This window comes from Paraburkholderia sp. RAU6.4a, assembly GCF_050435625.1.
Lineage (GTDB): Bacteria > Pseudomonadota > Gammaproteobacteria > Burkholderiales > Burkholderiaceae > Paraburkholderia > Paraburkholderia tuberum.
This window is the reverse complement of the sequence record NZ_JBNDKQ010000003.1, coordinates 2,094,170-2,108,637: the sequence shown is the minus strand read 5'-3', so window position 1 is coordinate 2,108,637 and position 14,468 is coordinate 2,094,170. Positions and strand designations below refer to the sequence as shown.

The 14,468-nt window shown below is 63.1% G+C and carries 12 protein-coding genes and 1 pseudogene; 7 read left to right on the top strand and 6 right to left on the bottom strand.

Annotated elements, in window-relative coordinates; translation table 11 throughout:
• The first annotated feature begins 58 nt into the window (after positions 1–58).
• Positions 59–1,600, top strand: coding sequence for a methyl-accepting chemotaxis protein (locus tag OKW40_RS34315; protein ID WP_429493527.1), 1,542 nt, complete (start codon positions 59–61; stop codon positions 1,598–1,600).
• 321 nt (positions 1,601–1,921) lie between these two features.
• A complete protein-coding gene (locus tag OKW40_RS34310) occupies positions 1,922–3,661 on the top strand; it encodes a peptidoglycan D,D-transpeptidase FtsI family protein (protein WP_429493526.1) in 1,740 nt (579 codons plus the stop codon).
• A 27-nt stretch (positions 3,662–3,688) separates the two neighbouring features.
• Here OKW40_RS34310 and OKW40_RS34305 read toward each other — a convergent pair.
• Positions 3,689–4,805, bottom strand: a pseudogene (locus OKW40_RS34305) (diguanylate cyclase).
• Between the two features lie 342 nt (positions 4,806–5,147).
• Between OKW40_RS34305 and OKW40_RS34300 the strand changes: the two are divergent.
• Positions 5,148–5,402: a DUF2866 domain-containing protein gene (locus tag OKW40_RS34300; protein ID WP_090809319.1), complete on the top strand. Its 255-nt coding sequence runs from the start codon at positions 5,148–5,150 to the stop codon at positions 5,400–5,402.
• 16 nt (positions 5,403–5,418) lie between these two features.
• Here the strand turns inward: OKW40_RS34300 and OKW40_RS34295 are convergent, their stop codons facing one another.
• Positions 5,419–6,048, bottom strand: a complete 630-nt coding sequence (locus tag OKW40_RS34295; protein ID WP_429493525.1) for a 2-hydroxychromene-2-carboxylate isomerase — start codon at positions 6,046–6,048, stop codon at positions 5,419–5,421.
• Between the two features lie 111 nt (positions 6,049–6,159).
• Entirely contained in the window at positions 6,160–6,786 is a 627-nt protein-coding gene (locus tag OKW40_RS34290) for a LysE family translocator (RefSeq protein WP_429493524.1), read from the bottom strand.
• Positions 6,787–6,899: 113 nt separating this feature from the next.
• Here OKW40_RS34290 and OKW40_RS34285 point away from each other — a divergent pair, with 113 nt between their 5' ends.
• The 4 genes from OKW40_RS34285 (at position 6,900) to OKW40_RS34270 (ending at position 10,158) form a co-directional block, all read left to right on the top strand.
• Entirely contained in the window at positions 6,900–7,541 is a 642-nt protein-coding gene (locus tag OKW40_RS34285) for an IMPACT family protein (RefSeq protein WP_429493523.1), read from the top strand.
• A 150-nt stretch (positions 7,542–7,691) separates the two neighbouring features.
• Positions 7,692–8,273 (top strand): hypothetical protein, encoded by a 582-nt coding sequence (locus tag OKW40_RS34280; RefSeq protein ID WP_184060505.1) that lies wholly within the window; start codon positions 7,692–7,694, stop codon positions 8,271–8,273.
• Positions 8,274–8,370: 97 nt separating this feature from the next.
• Positions 8,371–8,991 carry a LysE family translocator gene (locus OKW40_RS34275; RefSeq protein ID WP_429493522.1) on the top strand — a complete coding sequence of 207 codons (621 nt, stop codon included), beginning with the start codon at positions 8,371–8,373 and terminating at the stop codon, positions 8,989–8,991.
• 189 nt (positions 8,992–9,180) lie between these two features.
• Positions 9,181–10,158 (top strand): 2-dehydropantoate 2-reductase, encoded by a 978-nt coding sequence (locus tag OKW40_RS34270; RefSeq protein ID WP_184060502.1) that lies wholly within the window; start codon positions 9,181–9,183, stop codon positions 10,156–10,158.
• 86 nt (positions 10,159–10,244) lie between these two features.
• Here the strand turns inward: OKW40_RS34270 and OKW40_RS34265 are convergent, their stop codons facing one another.
• The 3 genes from OKW40_RS34265 to oxlT all read right to left on the bottom strand — a co-directional run bounded on the left by OKW40_RS34265 (position 10,245) and on the right by oxlT (position 14,152).
• Entirely contained in the window at positions 10,245–11,696 is a 1,452-nt protein-coding gene (locus OKW40_RS34265) for an aldehyde dehydrogenase family protein (protein WP_429493521.1), read from the bottom strand.
• Positions 11,697–11,788: 92 nt separating this feature from the next.
• On the bottom strand, positions 11,789–12,772 hold the full coding sequence (locus OKW40_RS34260) for a LysR family transcriptional regulator (RefSeq protein ID WP_429493520.1): 984 nt from the start codon (positions 12,770–12,772) through the stop codon (positions 11,789–11,791).
• A 30-nt stretch (positions 12,773–12,802) separates the two neighbouring features.
• Complete coding sequence (gene oxlT / locus OKW40_RS34255) at positions 12,803–14,152, bottom strand: oxalate/formate MFS antiporter (protein WP_429493519.1); 1,350 nt, start codon at positions 14,150–14,152, stop codon at positions 12,803–12,805.
• Positions 14,153–14,468: the final 316 nt, after the last annotated feature.

The window sequence follows — 14,468 nt, the reverse complement described above, 5'->3', positions numbered from 1 at the left end:
GCGGCATCCGACCGCAATTCAATGGACCTTACTGGCCAAAACGCCTATTCCCATCGCTATGACTCTGAACCGAAAACTGGCGTCCATGATCGCCGTTCTGTGGGTCGGCCTGATCCTGATCGGCGCGTTCGGCGCGTGGCAGAACCGCGCATCGATGATCTCGGACCGACGCGAGCAATTGCGCTCGTTGATCGAAGAGGCAAACCACGTCGTCGGCCACTACTACTCGCTCTCCCAGCAGCATGCGCTGTCCGAGGACGACGCGAAAAAGCAGGCGCTCGCGACGCTCGGCGCGATGCGCTACGGCAAGGACGGCTATTTATCGATCAACGACTCGCAGCCGGTCATGCTGATGCATCCGATCAAGCCCGAACTGATCGGCAAGAACCTCGCGCAGTTCACCGATCCGGCCGGCAATCATCTGTTCGTCGATATCGTCAACTCGGGCAATCACGACGGCGGCGGCTTCGTCGATTATTTGTGGGCCAAGCCCGGCAGCGAGCAGCCCGTCGCGAAGACCAGCTACTCGATGCACTTCGCGCCGTGGGACTGGTACCTCGTGACCGGCATGTACATGGACGACGTGCAAAGCGCGTTCTACCGCAACCTGCTGCGCTGGCTCGCGATCACCGTCACGCTCGGTGCGCTCTCTACGGCCGTGATGCTGGTCGTGCTGCGCAGCATCCGCCGCTCGCTCGGCGGCGAACTCGAAGTGGCCGTCGAGCACGCCCGGTTGATGGCGCAAGGCAACCTCGCGACGCCGGTGCCGATCGAGCCGCACGACAACAGCAGCCTACTGCATGCGCTGCGCACGATGCAGGCGGGACTCGTCGACACGGTCTCGCGAGTGCGCCAGGGCACCGAGAACATCAACGTCGGCGCGACCGAAATCGCAGCGGGCAACACTGACCTGTCGCAGCGCACCGAGGAGCAGGCGGCGGCGCTCGTGCAAACCGCGTCGAGCATGGATCAGATGACGGTGAACGTGAAGCAGAACGCGGACAGCGCGACCCAGGCCGCGCAACTCGCGAGCGACGCAGCGAACGTCGCGACGCGCGGCAGCCGCGTGGTCGACGACGTGGTGCGCACGATGGGCGAGATCACCGCGAGCTCGCGGCAGATCGGCGACATCATCGGCGTGATCGACGGCATCGCGTTCCAAACCAATATCCTCGCGCTGAATGCCGCCGTCGAGGCGGCTCGCGCCGGCGAACAGGGCCGTGGCTTCGCGGTGGTCGCGGCCGAAGTGCGCAGCCTCGCGCAACGCTCGGCGACGGCCGCCAAGGAAATCAAGGCGCTGATCGAAACCTCGACCGATACCGTCGAGACCGGCTCGTCACTGGTCGCCAACGCGGGCGCGACGATGGGCGAGATCGTGCAGTCGGTGCGGCGGGTCAACGAGATCCTCGAAGAAATCAGCCACGCGTCGCGCGAGCAGAGCGCGGGCATCGAACAGGTCAATCGCGCGGTCGGCGAGATGGATCAGGTCACGCAGCAGAATGCGGCACTGGTCGAACAGGCCGCGGCCGCCGCGCATTCGCTGAAGGACCAGGTCGCCGTGTTGCGCGACGCGATTGCGAGTTTCGCGTTGCCGGCTTGAGCTTGCCCCGCCGCGCCCGCAACGGGCGCGAAAAAAGAAGGCGCCCCACAGGCAGGGAGCGCCTATTCAACACGCCGCGTCGGAGTCGACGCATCAATCGAACGAATCAGCCGCGCGGATTTTGCAAGTCCGCGCGGCTTTTCGTGATCAAGCTTCGGCTCGGCTCGCCTTTGCTCCAGCTCGAACGCACCTCCTTTCACATTCCTCGCATTTAAATTACGTTTTATTTACAATCGGCCCGGCGACAGTCCTTGCCGCCAGGCCTCGTGGCTTTGGCGGCCTCGTTCAATCGAAAGTACGTGAGGTCCGCTGCCCGCCGCCATGATCCGCCAGAAAAAACCGCCGTCGTCCGATCCCTATGCCTTAGCCGCGAAGAACCCGCTGCTCGATGCGCGACTACCCGCGTGGCGCTCGAAGTTCGTCGTGCTGCTCGTGTTCGGCGCGTTCGCGACGCTCGCGCTCCGCGCGTTCTGGGTGCAGGTCGTGAATCAGGACTTCTACGTCGACCAAGGGCAGAAGCGCTATCAGCGCCTGCTCGAACTCGACGCGACGCGCGGCCGGATCGTCGATCGCAATGGTTCGATGCTCGCGGTCAGTCTCGCGACCTACGAAATCTGGGCCACGCCGAAGCTCGTCGACGAAAGCGCGTTCGCGCCGCTGGCAAAGCTGCTCGATCTGCCGCTCGCGGAACTGCGTCGGCGTCTGAACGGCGAGCGCAGCTTCGTGCTGCTCAAGCGCCAGGTCGATGCCGACACGGCCGGGCATCTGTCGCGCCTCGGGCTCGCCGGGATCACGCAGATCGCAGACACCAAACGCTTTTATCCCGAGGGCGAGTCGGCCGCGCACGTGGTCGGCTTCACCGACATCGAGGACAACGGCCAGGAAGGCGTCGAACTCGCCGCCAATGCGCAGTTGCAAGGCGTGCCCGGCCACCGCGAGGTGATCCGCGACCGGCTCGGTCGCGTGATCTCGGAGACGCGGCCGCTCGTGCCCGCGCGCAACGGCGCCACGATCCAGCTGACGATCGACCGGCGCATCCAGCAACTCGCATACACACAACTCAAAGCGGCGATCGCGCAGCACCGCGCCGAAGCGGGCAGCGTGGTCGTGCTCGATGCGCGCAACGGCGAGATCCTCGCGCTCGCCAACTACCCGAGCTTCGATCCGAACGACCGCACGCACCTGTCCGGCCGGCAGCTGCGCAACCGCGCGGTGATCGACACGTTCGAACCGGGTTCGACGATCAAGCCGCTGGTCGTCGCACTGTCGATCGACGAAGGCAAGGTGCGGCCGCAGAGCATCATCGATACCGCGCCCGGCTGGTATCGGATCGGCCCGGCCGTGATTCACGACACGTCGAATCATGGCGCGATGACGGTCGCCGAGGCGGTGCAGAAGTCGAGCAATATCGCGCTGGCAAAGCTCGCGCTGAATCTGCCGGCCGAGACGATCTGGACCAAGTATCGGCAATACGGGCTCGGTCTGAAGCCCGAGCTGCCCTTCCCTGGCGTGGCCGCCGGCAAGCTGCGACCATATAAGCGCTGGCGCCCGATCGAACAGGCCACGATGGCGTATGGCTACGGGCTGTCGGTATCGCTGCTGCAAATCGCGCAGGTCTACACCGCCTATGCCGGCGACGGCGCGCTGAGGCGCGTGAGCCTGCTGCGCGAGCCGCTCGACGCGGACGGCCCCGCGTCGTTCGCCGACCGCGGCGAATCGGTCACGACGCCCGGCACCGCGCGCGCGATCCGCAACATGCTCGAAATGGCCACGGGCGCCGGCGGCACCGGACGCGCCGCGACCGTGGCGGGTTATCGCATCGGCGGCAAGACCGGCACCGCGCGCAAGCAGATCGGCGCGGGCTACGCGAAGAACCGCTACCGCGCGCTGTTCGTCGGCATGGCGCCGATGAGCGATCCGCGCCTGATCGTCGCCGTGATGATCGACGATCCGGCTGGCAAGGCGTTCTATGGCGGCACGGTCGCTGGACCGGTGTTCAGCGGCGTGATGGGCGGCGCGTTGCAGCTGCTCGGGGTGCCGCCGGATGCGGCAGGAGTGTGACGCGTAGTTAGTGTTAGTTGCGGTCGATCAGCCCTGCTCATCGACCGCATCGACCTGCGCCTCGATACGATTGCGGCCGTTGCGCTTGGCCTGATACATCGCGCGATCGGCCTCGTCCATCATCGCCTGACCGAGCGACATCGCCTCGGCCGGGCTGCCGGCGACCACGCGCCCGGCCACGCCGATCGACACGGTCAATGCAATGAGCTCGCCGTGCTCGTCGCGCACGTCGAGATTCTCGACCGCACGCCGCACGCGTTCCGCGACGGTCAACGCGTCGCTGCGATCGCCTTGCAGCAGCGCGGCGAACTCCTCGCCGCCATAGCGCGCGACGGTGTCGCCAAGCCGCACCTGCTGTCGCACGCAGGCGGCCACCGCCGCGAGCGCGCGGTCGCCGCTCTGATGGCCGTGGCTATCGTTGATGCGCTTGAAACCGTCGATATCGATGAAAAGACACGCGACCGCGCACGCGATAACGGGCCGCGCGCATCAACTCCTCGCGCAGCCGTTCGTCGAAATAGCGGCGATTCGCGAGGCCGGTCAGCGAATCGGTCATGCCGAGCTGCCTGAGCCGCTCGCGATGCGCGACGTTGTCGAGACTCGCGGTGACGATGCTCGCGAAGCGCTCGAGAATGTCGGTGGCCATGCCCGCGCCGAAGCGCGCGGGGTCGTCGCTGCCGAGGCATAGATAGCCGCTGACGCTCGTGCCCGCGGCGAGCGGCAGCAGGATCGCGCTGGCCGGCACGTGAGCTGGCGCGGCACCGAAGAACGCGCGGCGCGTGTCGTCGTCGAGTTCGCCAGGGCGGCCGAGCCACGGCCGATCGTCTTCGCACAAGGATTGCGCGACGAGACCGCCCTCGCGCGACGTCTTCAGCTGCGCATGATCGAGCGCGCGCAGATTGCCCGGCTCGAGCAGTTCGAGCAGCATTGGCGCGCGCTCATCGAGCCACAGCACCACGTTCGCGAGCGAGAACTCCCGCGGCAGATGGCTGAACAACGTATCGAGAAACGATGCGAAATCCTGCGCGCCGATCAACCGCAACTCGACGTTCTGGAAGCGGCGCAACGTGCGCTCGTTGTGCTGCACGGTGTCGACGAGCGAGCGAAGGCGCTCGGAAAGCGGGGTTTGGGCGAGATTCGTCACGGTATCAGTAAGGCGGCCCTGAAGGCGAAGCGGGGTCGACGCCCCAACTCTACTGATAACGGCCGATCCGCCGGGGTCTTGAGGGCAGGCTCGCGACGTGTCGGCCGGCCTGCCAGCGTTCATGCCCACTGTTGTCAGCTCTCGCTTGCATTCACTTGCACTCGCTTACACGCAATGAGATCCGTTTGCGTAATGATTGCGGTTCTTAAGTTTCGCTTAATTGTTCCCTGCAAGTATGTGGCACATCCCCTGTTGAGCCGCCAGAACATCGGCGGCGCTTTTTCTTGAGGGGTGCCAGAAGCGCGACCGAAAACGGTTACGCGCACAAGAAGGAGGTAAATCATGGTTGAAGAGATGGTAGTCGAACACCTGCGTGCGATGCCCGGCCATGAATGGACTCGCCAGATTCACTCCTGCAAGGTCTCCGATCCGCTGCAGCCGCCCTGGGGCCGTTCATACCGGCTCGTCGAATGGACGATGAAGCACGCGCCCGAACCGAGCCGTCGCGTCGTTCCCGCCGAAAGTACTCCGCTCGAAATCGCCCAGGCCGTGGTCTCTCACGTGCCGGGTCGGCGCTTCTGCCAGCAGGCTGATTAAGCGCTCCCGCTGACGTTCAATGACGCGCCGCGATCGCGTCGCAATGGTCCAACGCGTCCTCCAGCCTGTCATTGCCCCAGAACATCTCCCCGCCGACAAAAAACGTCGGCGCACCGAAAATCCCCTTGTTGATGGCCCGTTCGGTCTGCTCGCGCAAGCGGAGCTTGTTCGCGTCGCTTTGCGCGGCGTCGATCACGCTCTGCGCCGGTAAGCCAAGCGAGTCGAGCGCGTGACTGACGACATCGATTGAACCGATGTCGCGGTCGTCGACGAAATTCAACTGCATGATCTTGCGGCACCAGGCACCGATCCACGGCTCGTTCGCACCCAGCAGCGCGACACGCATCGCGAGAAGCGCCGCGCGCGGAAACGTGCTGGGGCGCGTGAGCGCAATGCCGTATTTGCGGCATTGACGCTCCATGTCTTTCCACACGTACGCGCCTTTTTCTTTCTGCAGTACGAAGGGCGAGTTGTCGAAACCGAGCTGGCGAAATACCGGACCGAGCAGAAACGGCCGCCAGACGATCGTCACGTTGCGCGCGGCCGCCAACGCTTCGATCCGCATCATGCTCAGATAGCTGTAGTTGCTGCCGAAGTCGAACCAGAACTCGATTGGGCGCGCCGTCGAAGTTGCGTCTTCATTCATCGCTGTCTCCTGAATCGCGCGTGCCATGGCATCGCGGCCTTGCAATGCTTAACAGTCGCGTCGTTGGGTCGCTGATCCTGCTGGCGTCGTCCTGAACTCGCGCTTCCGGACTCAGCGTGTTTGCACTGCCACGCGCAGGCCGAGCGAAATGAACAGCACACCGATGAGCTTGTTCTGCCAGCGCGTCAACCACGTCAAACGCTTCACGAGTTTGCCCAGCGGCCGCATCGTCAGGACGATCAGCGTCGTATAAAGCGCGCTCATGGCAACGAAAATCAGCCCGAGTGTCGCGAACTGCAGAAACGTCGAGCCATGTTCGGGGCGCACGAATTGCGGCAGAAACGCAAGGAAAAACAGCGCGGTCTTCGGGTTCAGCACTTCGGCGGGAATCGCCTGCAAGAACGCCTTCGAACCCGACACCGGCGCGACGACCGGCAGGTGCGCACTCGCCTGCCTTTCGCGCAACGCGCGAATGCCCAGATAGCCGAGATACGCGGCACCGACGAATTTCACCGCATTGAAGGCCAGCGCGGACGTCATCAGCAGCGCGGAGAGGCCAACCGCGGCGCCCAGCGTATGCACGAAATCGCCAGCTGCGATACCGAGACCGGTCAGAATGCCGGCTTTACGTCCGCCGTGCATGGTGCGCGTCAAAACTAGCAGCACGGCCGGGCCTGGAGTCAGAAAGAGCCCGAGCACGACGGCAACGAACGTCCCCAACGTGGATAGGTCAGGCATGTCGTCTCCTTGCGACGCGCGGGGTCGAAATGATGGGCGCGCGTTCAGCGGACCATTGTAGACGAACCCGCGAAGCGGCCCTTGCGCCTCGCTGGCACCGACGATCCGTTACCATGACGGACATCGCGCCGCCTACCGCGTGCTTCTTTTCATCCACCGACGTTTCCGCCTTGCCCACCTATACCCTGCCCGCGCCACTGAGCGCGGAACTCGAGATTCGCAAGAGCCGCTTCATCGCGCATGCGATCCCGGTCGCCGATCGCGATGCCGCGATGGCCGAATTGCAGCGTCTGCGCGACGAACATCCTGCCGCGACACATGTGTGCTGGGCGCTGCTGGCGGGCGGCCAGTCCGGCATGTCCGACGACGGCGAACCGTCCGGCACCGCCGGTCGGCCGATTCTCGAAGTGCTGCGGCATCACGATCTGGATGGCGTGCTTGCGGCGGTCGTGCGCTATTACGGCGGTGTGAAGCTCGGCACGGGCGGTCTGGTGCGCGCGTACACCGATGCGATCGCGTCCGCGCTGCTCGACGCGCCGCGCGTCGAGAGGATTGCCCAGGTGTTGCTGGGCGTCGAAGTGAGTTATGCCGACGAAGCCAAAGTCCGTCGATGGATGGACGCCGAAGGCTATGCGCTCGTGGACAGCGCCTACGGCATGCTGGTGAAGATGACGATGCGCGTGCCCGCCAGCGCACTCGATGACGCCAAGGCAACGCTGATCGATATCACGCAAGGAAAGGCTGGCTTTTTTTGAACGGCTCAGGTCCGGGCCTGACGCGGGCAATTCCGAAAACATCCGTTTGAAAGTTCGACGGTCCGGTTCGCTGATACCATGCTGTTCTTCACCGGGATGACTCCACTGAAAAGGGCAACTCCTCTGACTTCGACCGCCGCTTTCTCCCGCATGGCTGCTGCGCGTTCGCCGTTGAGATCCGTCGTGCTCAAGGGCTGCGGCGCCATACTGCTGCCCACGCTGCTGTCCGCGTGCTCGTGGTCATGGTTCGGCCTGAACAGCAGCGCCAGCGCAACGCACACGAAAACCCACGGCACCGGCTCGCTCAGCGTCGCCCCTGCACGCGACTTCGCGTATCTGTCCGCGCGCGACGGTCATATCTCGCCGAACCGCATCGAAAATACCGGGATGACCGGGCTCGTGCTGAAGGACGACGTCAGCCTCGTGGTGCGCAATGGCGTCGCGAATAGTCTGCGAGTGGCCGGTTTTCGTATCGACGACAACAAACGCGTGCTCAGCGGCAGCATCGAAACCTTCACGGTGGACGATAGGCGCTCGCCGGCGCTGTGGACGCTGAAGATGCACTACGTGGTCATCGATGCGGCGACCCAAAAAGTCATGTACACGACCACGCGCACCGTGAAGCAGAAGTCGCCGAAATTCACCAGCAACACGATCGCGATCGAAGACACGGTCAAGCTCAGCGTCGATACATTGATTGGCGATCCAGGCTTTATCGAGGCGGTGAACTGAGCACGCGGCCAGCCGAGGCGCGGCGCGGTTTCGCTACAATCCCGGTAACGCATCGCGCGCGATGCATCGTGATCTCCCGTTCGGAATGCAAGCCGTCATGTCCCTTACCGCCTGGCTATTCTTTTTACCCGCCTGCTTCGCCATCAACCTCGCACCCGGGCCCAATAACCTGCTTTCGATCAACGTGGCCGCGCGTCATGGCTTCATGAAAGCGTTCGTTGGCGGCAGCGGCCGGCTGCTCGCCTTCGCGATGATGCTCGCACTCGCCGCGACCGGTCTCGCGGTCGTGCTGCATGCGTCCGAGTGGATCTTTCTGGCGATCAAACTCGCGGGCGCCGCTTATCTGATCTGGCTCGCGATCCAGTTGTGGCGCAGCGACGCACCCGCCATCGATACGTCGCAACCCCAGGAGGCCGCGCTCACGCGCATCGCACGGCACGAGTTTTTCGTGGCGGCGGGCAATCCGAAGGCGATTCTGGTTTTTACCGCGTTCCTGCCGCAATTCGTCGACGTTGCGCAGCCGATACTCCCGCAATTCGCCGCGCTCGGCGCGAGCTTTCTGGTACTCGAATGGGTGGCGATTGCATTGTATTCGTGGGCCGGCATGTATCTCGGCAAATGGCTGATGCGCGCGCAGATCCGCCGCTGGTTCAATCGCTGCTGCGGCGGATTTCTCGCGGCAATCGGCGTGAGTTTTCTGCTGGTTCGGCGCGGCTGAGGTATCGAGGCCGACAGTCGAAGCAGCATTCACGTCGCGGTCTTGTCATAACGAATAACTAATACATCGACGGAGAAACTTTAACTATCAGCATTCGTCGCGCCACCTTATGCTCGAACCGTGACCGGCCGCGAATGACTGCAATGCGGCATTGGGCGAACGGCTTTTTCATCGTCACGGAGCGACATCATGAAGATCTGCATCTTCGGAGCGGGAGCGATTGGCGGTTTAATGGGCGTGCAATTGGCACGCGCCGGCGCGGACGTCAGCTTCATTGCGCGCGGCCCTCATCTGGCCGCGATGCGTGAACACGGCGCGCGCCTCATCATGGATGGCGAAACGTTCAGCGCGCCGGTGCGCTGCACGTCCGATCCACGCGAACTCGGCGTTCAGGACTTCGTCATCGTGACGCTGAAGGCGCATTCGCTGCCTGGCGTGGTCGATTCCATGCAACCGCTACTGGGCAAGCACACGGCGATCGTTACCGGCGTCAACGGCATTCCATATTGGTACTTCTATCAGCACGGCGGGCGCTTTGCCGGCACTCGGCTGACGAGCGTCGACCCCGACGGTTCGCAATGGACCAAGCTCGGACCCGAGCGCGCGATTGGCTGCGTACTCTATCCGGCGGCGGAGATCGTCGAACCGGGGGTGATCAAACACGTGTACGGCAAGAAGTTTCCCATCGGCGAACCCAGTGGCGAGCGCACCCCGCGCATTGAGCAATTGCACGAGATCATGCAGGCGGCCGGCTTCGAAGCGCCGATTCGCGACAACATTCGCGACGAAATCTGGCTCAAGCTATGGGGTAATCTGTGCTTCAACCCGATTAGCGCATTGACGCATGCAACGCTCGATGTGCTCACGAGTGACCCAGGCACGCGCGCGGTCTCACGCACGATGATGCTCGAAGCGAAGCGAATCGCGGATCAGTTCGGTGTGCACTTTCGCGTCGATGTGGAAAGGCGTATTGATGGCGCGGGTGCGGTCGGTGCGCACAAGACATCAACGCTCGTCGATCTCGAGCACCGCAGGCCGATGGAAATCGATCCTTTATTGACCGTCGTGCAGGAAATGGGGCGACTCGTTGCCGAACCGACACCCACTATCGACGTCGTGCTCGCACTGATCAAATTGCGCGAGAAGATGGCTTTACAGGGCAATTGACCGAGTACTCGTCAATTCCTTTTCGTCTTGCAACACGACCTGAAGGATCGGATGCCATGCATCCGATCCTTTTTTCGCATTGGACGTTATTGATCGATCGCCACCCACACCGCCTTCGGTTCCGTGAAGTTCTCGATCGCGACATCGCCATGCTCGCGACCGAAGCCCGAATCGCCAGCACCGCCCCACGGCAAACGCACGTCCGTATAGCCGTAGGTGTTGATCCACACCGTGCCCGCCTTCAGGTCGCGCGCCACGCGATGCACGCGGCTCAAGTCAGCGCTCCACACGCCTGCCGCGAGACTGTACGACGTGCCATTGGCGATTCGGATCGCGTCCGCTTCGTCGTTGAAACGGATCACGCTCGCCACCGGCCCGAAGATTTCTTCCTGCGAAATACGCATTTCGTGCTCGACATTCGCGAACACGGTTGGCTCGACGAAAAAGCCGCGATCGCCGACGCGCGCGCCACCCGTCACGAGCGATGCGCCTTCCGAGCGTCCCGTGTCGACATAGCTCAATACGGTCTTCATCTGCGCGGCCGAAATCAGCGGTCCCATCGACGTTTCGCGCAGCGACGGGTCGCCGACCTTGATCGACTTCGCGCGCGTGGCCAGACGCTCGACCACTTCGTCATACACGTCGCGATGCGCGAGTATCCGCGACCCGGCGGAGCACACTTGCCCCGTATTGAAGAACACGCCCGACGCCGCGGCTCGCACCGCATTGTCGAGATTCGCGTCGGCAAAAATCACGTTGGCCGACTTGCCGCCGAGTTCCAGCGTCACGCGTTTGAAGTTGCCCGCCGCGCCCTGCAGGATGCCTCGTCCGACCGAAGGCGAACCGGTGAACGTGACCTTGTCGATACCGGGATGCGAGACCATCGCGTCGCCCACCACGCTGCCTTTGCCGGTGACGATGTTGAGCACGCCCGGCGGCACGCCCGCTTCGAGCGCCAACTCGCCGATGCGCAACGCGGTGAGCGGCGTGATCTCGGCGGGCTTGACGATCAGCGTGCAACCGCATGCGAGCGCGGGCGCGATCTTCCACATGCCGATCATCAGCGGAAAATTCCACGGCACGATTGCGGCGACCACGCCGACAGGTTCGCGCAACGTATAGGTCAATGCATCGGGACGCGTCGGCACCACCTGGCCGTTGATCTTGTCGCACCAGCCTGCGTAGTATTCGACGGTATCGATCGCGGCGGGCACGTCCTGACGCATCACCGCGGCAATCGGCTTGCCGCCGTCGAGACTTTCGAGCGCGGCGAGTTCTTCCATGTTCTCGCGCATCAGGCCCGCGAGACGTTGCAGGATGCGCCCGCGTTCGGCGGCCCGAATCGAATTCCATACTTTCAATGCGCCGCGCGCGGCGCGCACCGCGGCATCGACGTCGGCGGCGCTGCCTTGCGCCACCCGTGCGATCGGCTCTTCGGTCGCGGGGTTGATGTCGACGGAATATTCCCCGCTGCCTGGCGGCATGCGCTTGCCGTCGATCAGCAGATCATGGTGCCTGAGATCGGTCTGGATTTCCATCATGAAGCTCCTTGAGTAGGACGTTATGTGGTTGACTGACGGCGCATCGATCGAATGCCGCGCGTCGCGCAAGCTTTTTGGTCGGCCCCTGTCTAAGGTTCCGGCAACAGGCTTTGCCGCACGGACCGCCAGTTGAAGCTTGGCGTCGCGGCTGCGGCAGGTGCTTCGTTCGCGATCGGCGAATGATCAGTCGTCGACGCAATGAACTGCGCCCACGCAGCAGCCGCATTGGGACGAAGCGAGCGATTTCTGCGGTGCACGAGTACCGTCGTCAATGCCGTTTCGGGGACCAGCGGACGACTCACCAACGAAGCGCCCGGCGAAGGCCAATGCGCATCGACAGGCAATACGCCGACACCCAGTCCCAATTCGACCATGCGCGCTACGGCCGCGACGTGTCCGAGTTCCTGCAACGGCCGGCGCTTCGATCCGTTCGTGGCGAGTACCGGTGCGAGCGCGGCGCGCACGCCAGTATCGGCATTCAGAGTTATCAGCGGACATTCGCGCAACGCGTGCCATCCGATGCTGTCTTGCCGCGCTAGCGGATGCGCGGATGGAAGCACCGCATGCAGTGGCGTAGTGAAAAGTACCTGCGCGTGCAGTAGAGGACTATCGACAGGTACAGTCACACAGACCGCGCCGAAATCCACCTCGCCCTGCTCGATACTGGCCAGTACGCTGCTTTGAGGCTGATCCTTGACCGATACGACCAGTTCGGGAAAAACCGACGCGCACTGCGCCAAAGCCTGCGGCACCCAGCCCGATGACAACACCGGATTACTCGCGAATAAGACGACGCCGGTGTGTCCGTCATAAGCAGCGCGCTCTTCGAGCAGCGTCAACTCGATTTCGTCGAGCAGCCGGCCAATTCTTCTCTCGAGACTCGCACCCGCATTCGTCAGTTCGACCTGGCGTGTCGTGCGATCGAACAGCTTCAATTCGACCGCGTCTTCCAGTTCACGCACGCAACGGCTCACGGCCGACTGCGTCAGATCGAACTCGCGCGCCGCGCGCGTGAAACTGCGCTCGCGCGCGACCGCGACGAATACCTTGAGTTGCTGCAGCGAAACATTCATGGCATCGGTTCCGGGCGCGCGACGCTCACGTTATTCGCCGGACTGTTCGGGCCAGTGACTCATTCGCGACGCATTGCCATTGCCATGCCCCGCGACGGCCAGCGCGCCCTGAGGTTCGTTGTGCGATTCGATCCAACGCGCGCGCATCGGCTTGAGGATGAACTTCGCGGAAATGCCGGCTGCGATCGTGATGACGGCGGCAAAGACGAAGACAAGGCTCCAGCCGCCCGTGGCCGCGAGTATGGACGCGATCGGAACCAGCAACGAGGCCGTGCCCTTCGCGGTGTACAACGTGCCGGCATTGGCGGCCGCGTACTTGCTGCCGAACGTATCGGCGCAAGTCGCCGGGAAGATCGAGAAGATCTCGCCCCAGAACAGGAAGATCAGCGCGGCAAAGACCATGAACGCATACGGATTGCTGCCGAACTGCATCATGCCGAGCAACGCGAGCCCCTCGCCGATGAAGATCACGAACATCGTGTTTTCACGGCCGATCTTGTCGGAGATGAAGCCGCACAGCGGACGCGTCAACCCGTTGAAGATATTGTCGATCGACAGCGTGAGGGTCAGCAGCGGCAACGTCGCGCCGAAGACCGTCATCGGAATGCGCGCGATGCCCCAGTCTTTCGCGATCGGGCCGATCTGCGCGGTCGCCATCAAGCCGCCCGCCGCGACCGCGACGAACGACGCGTAGATCACCCAGAACACTGGCGTTCTGATCATCTGGCGCGAGGTGAAATCGACCTTCGACACTGCGAAGCGGCTCTTGCGTACCCCTGGCTGACGCAAGATCGGCCGCGTCAGGAGCATCGCGAGCAGCAGAATGCTGACGCCTTGCACGATGCCGAAGAACAGGAACGTCTCTTCATAGCCGCGGCGCGTAATCATGTTCGCAATCGGAATCACCGTCAGCGCCGCGCCTGCGCCAAAGCCCGCAGCCGTCAAACCCGCGGCGAGACCGCGCCGGTCGGGAAACCATTTGAGCGCGTTGCCGACGCATGTTCCATACACACCGCCCGCGCCTATCCCGCCAATCACCGCCGCGAAATACAACATGCCGAGCGTAGTCGCATGCGAATTGAGAATCCACGACAAACCCGCGCATACCGCGCCGGCTGCCACCACCGGGCGCGGCCCGAATCGATCGACGAGCCAGCCCTCGAACGGCACGAGCCACGTCTCGGTCAGAATGAAGATCGAGAACGCGAGCTGGATCGACGCCTCGCTCCAGTGATGCCGCGCATGCATAGGGGCCACGAATAACGTCCACGCATATTGCAGATTCGCCACCAGCGCCATGCATACCATGCCGATGACGAGTTGCCACCATCGGTTACGCCAGGACATACGGGTCGTCGATTGCTGGGTGATATCGTTCATGAGCCTTGTCTCCACTATTTATTTAGTGCAGCCGGCTTACGCGCCGCGCTGGATGTGTCCCGCCTTATCGTTATGGCCCGAGAACTTCGCTATTCGGGAGAAATCTCAATTGACGCTTTTTTGTTTCCGCAGATCCCCGAACTCGTCTTCTATAAAATTCTTGCTTTATTCCGACCAGAACCACGCTTCAGCCGGTAAGCATTACAGGTTATTCCCCGCTATTGAGTCCGCCACACCACATATCTATGCGTTAACCCGCGTATTACAGCAGCTATTCCGCTTGTTATAAGTTTCATGCTAGGGTCATTGCTGAATT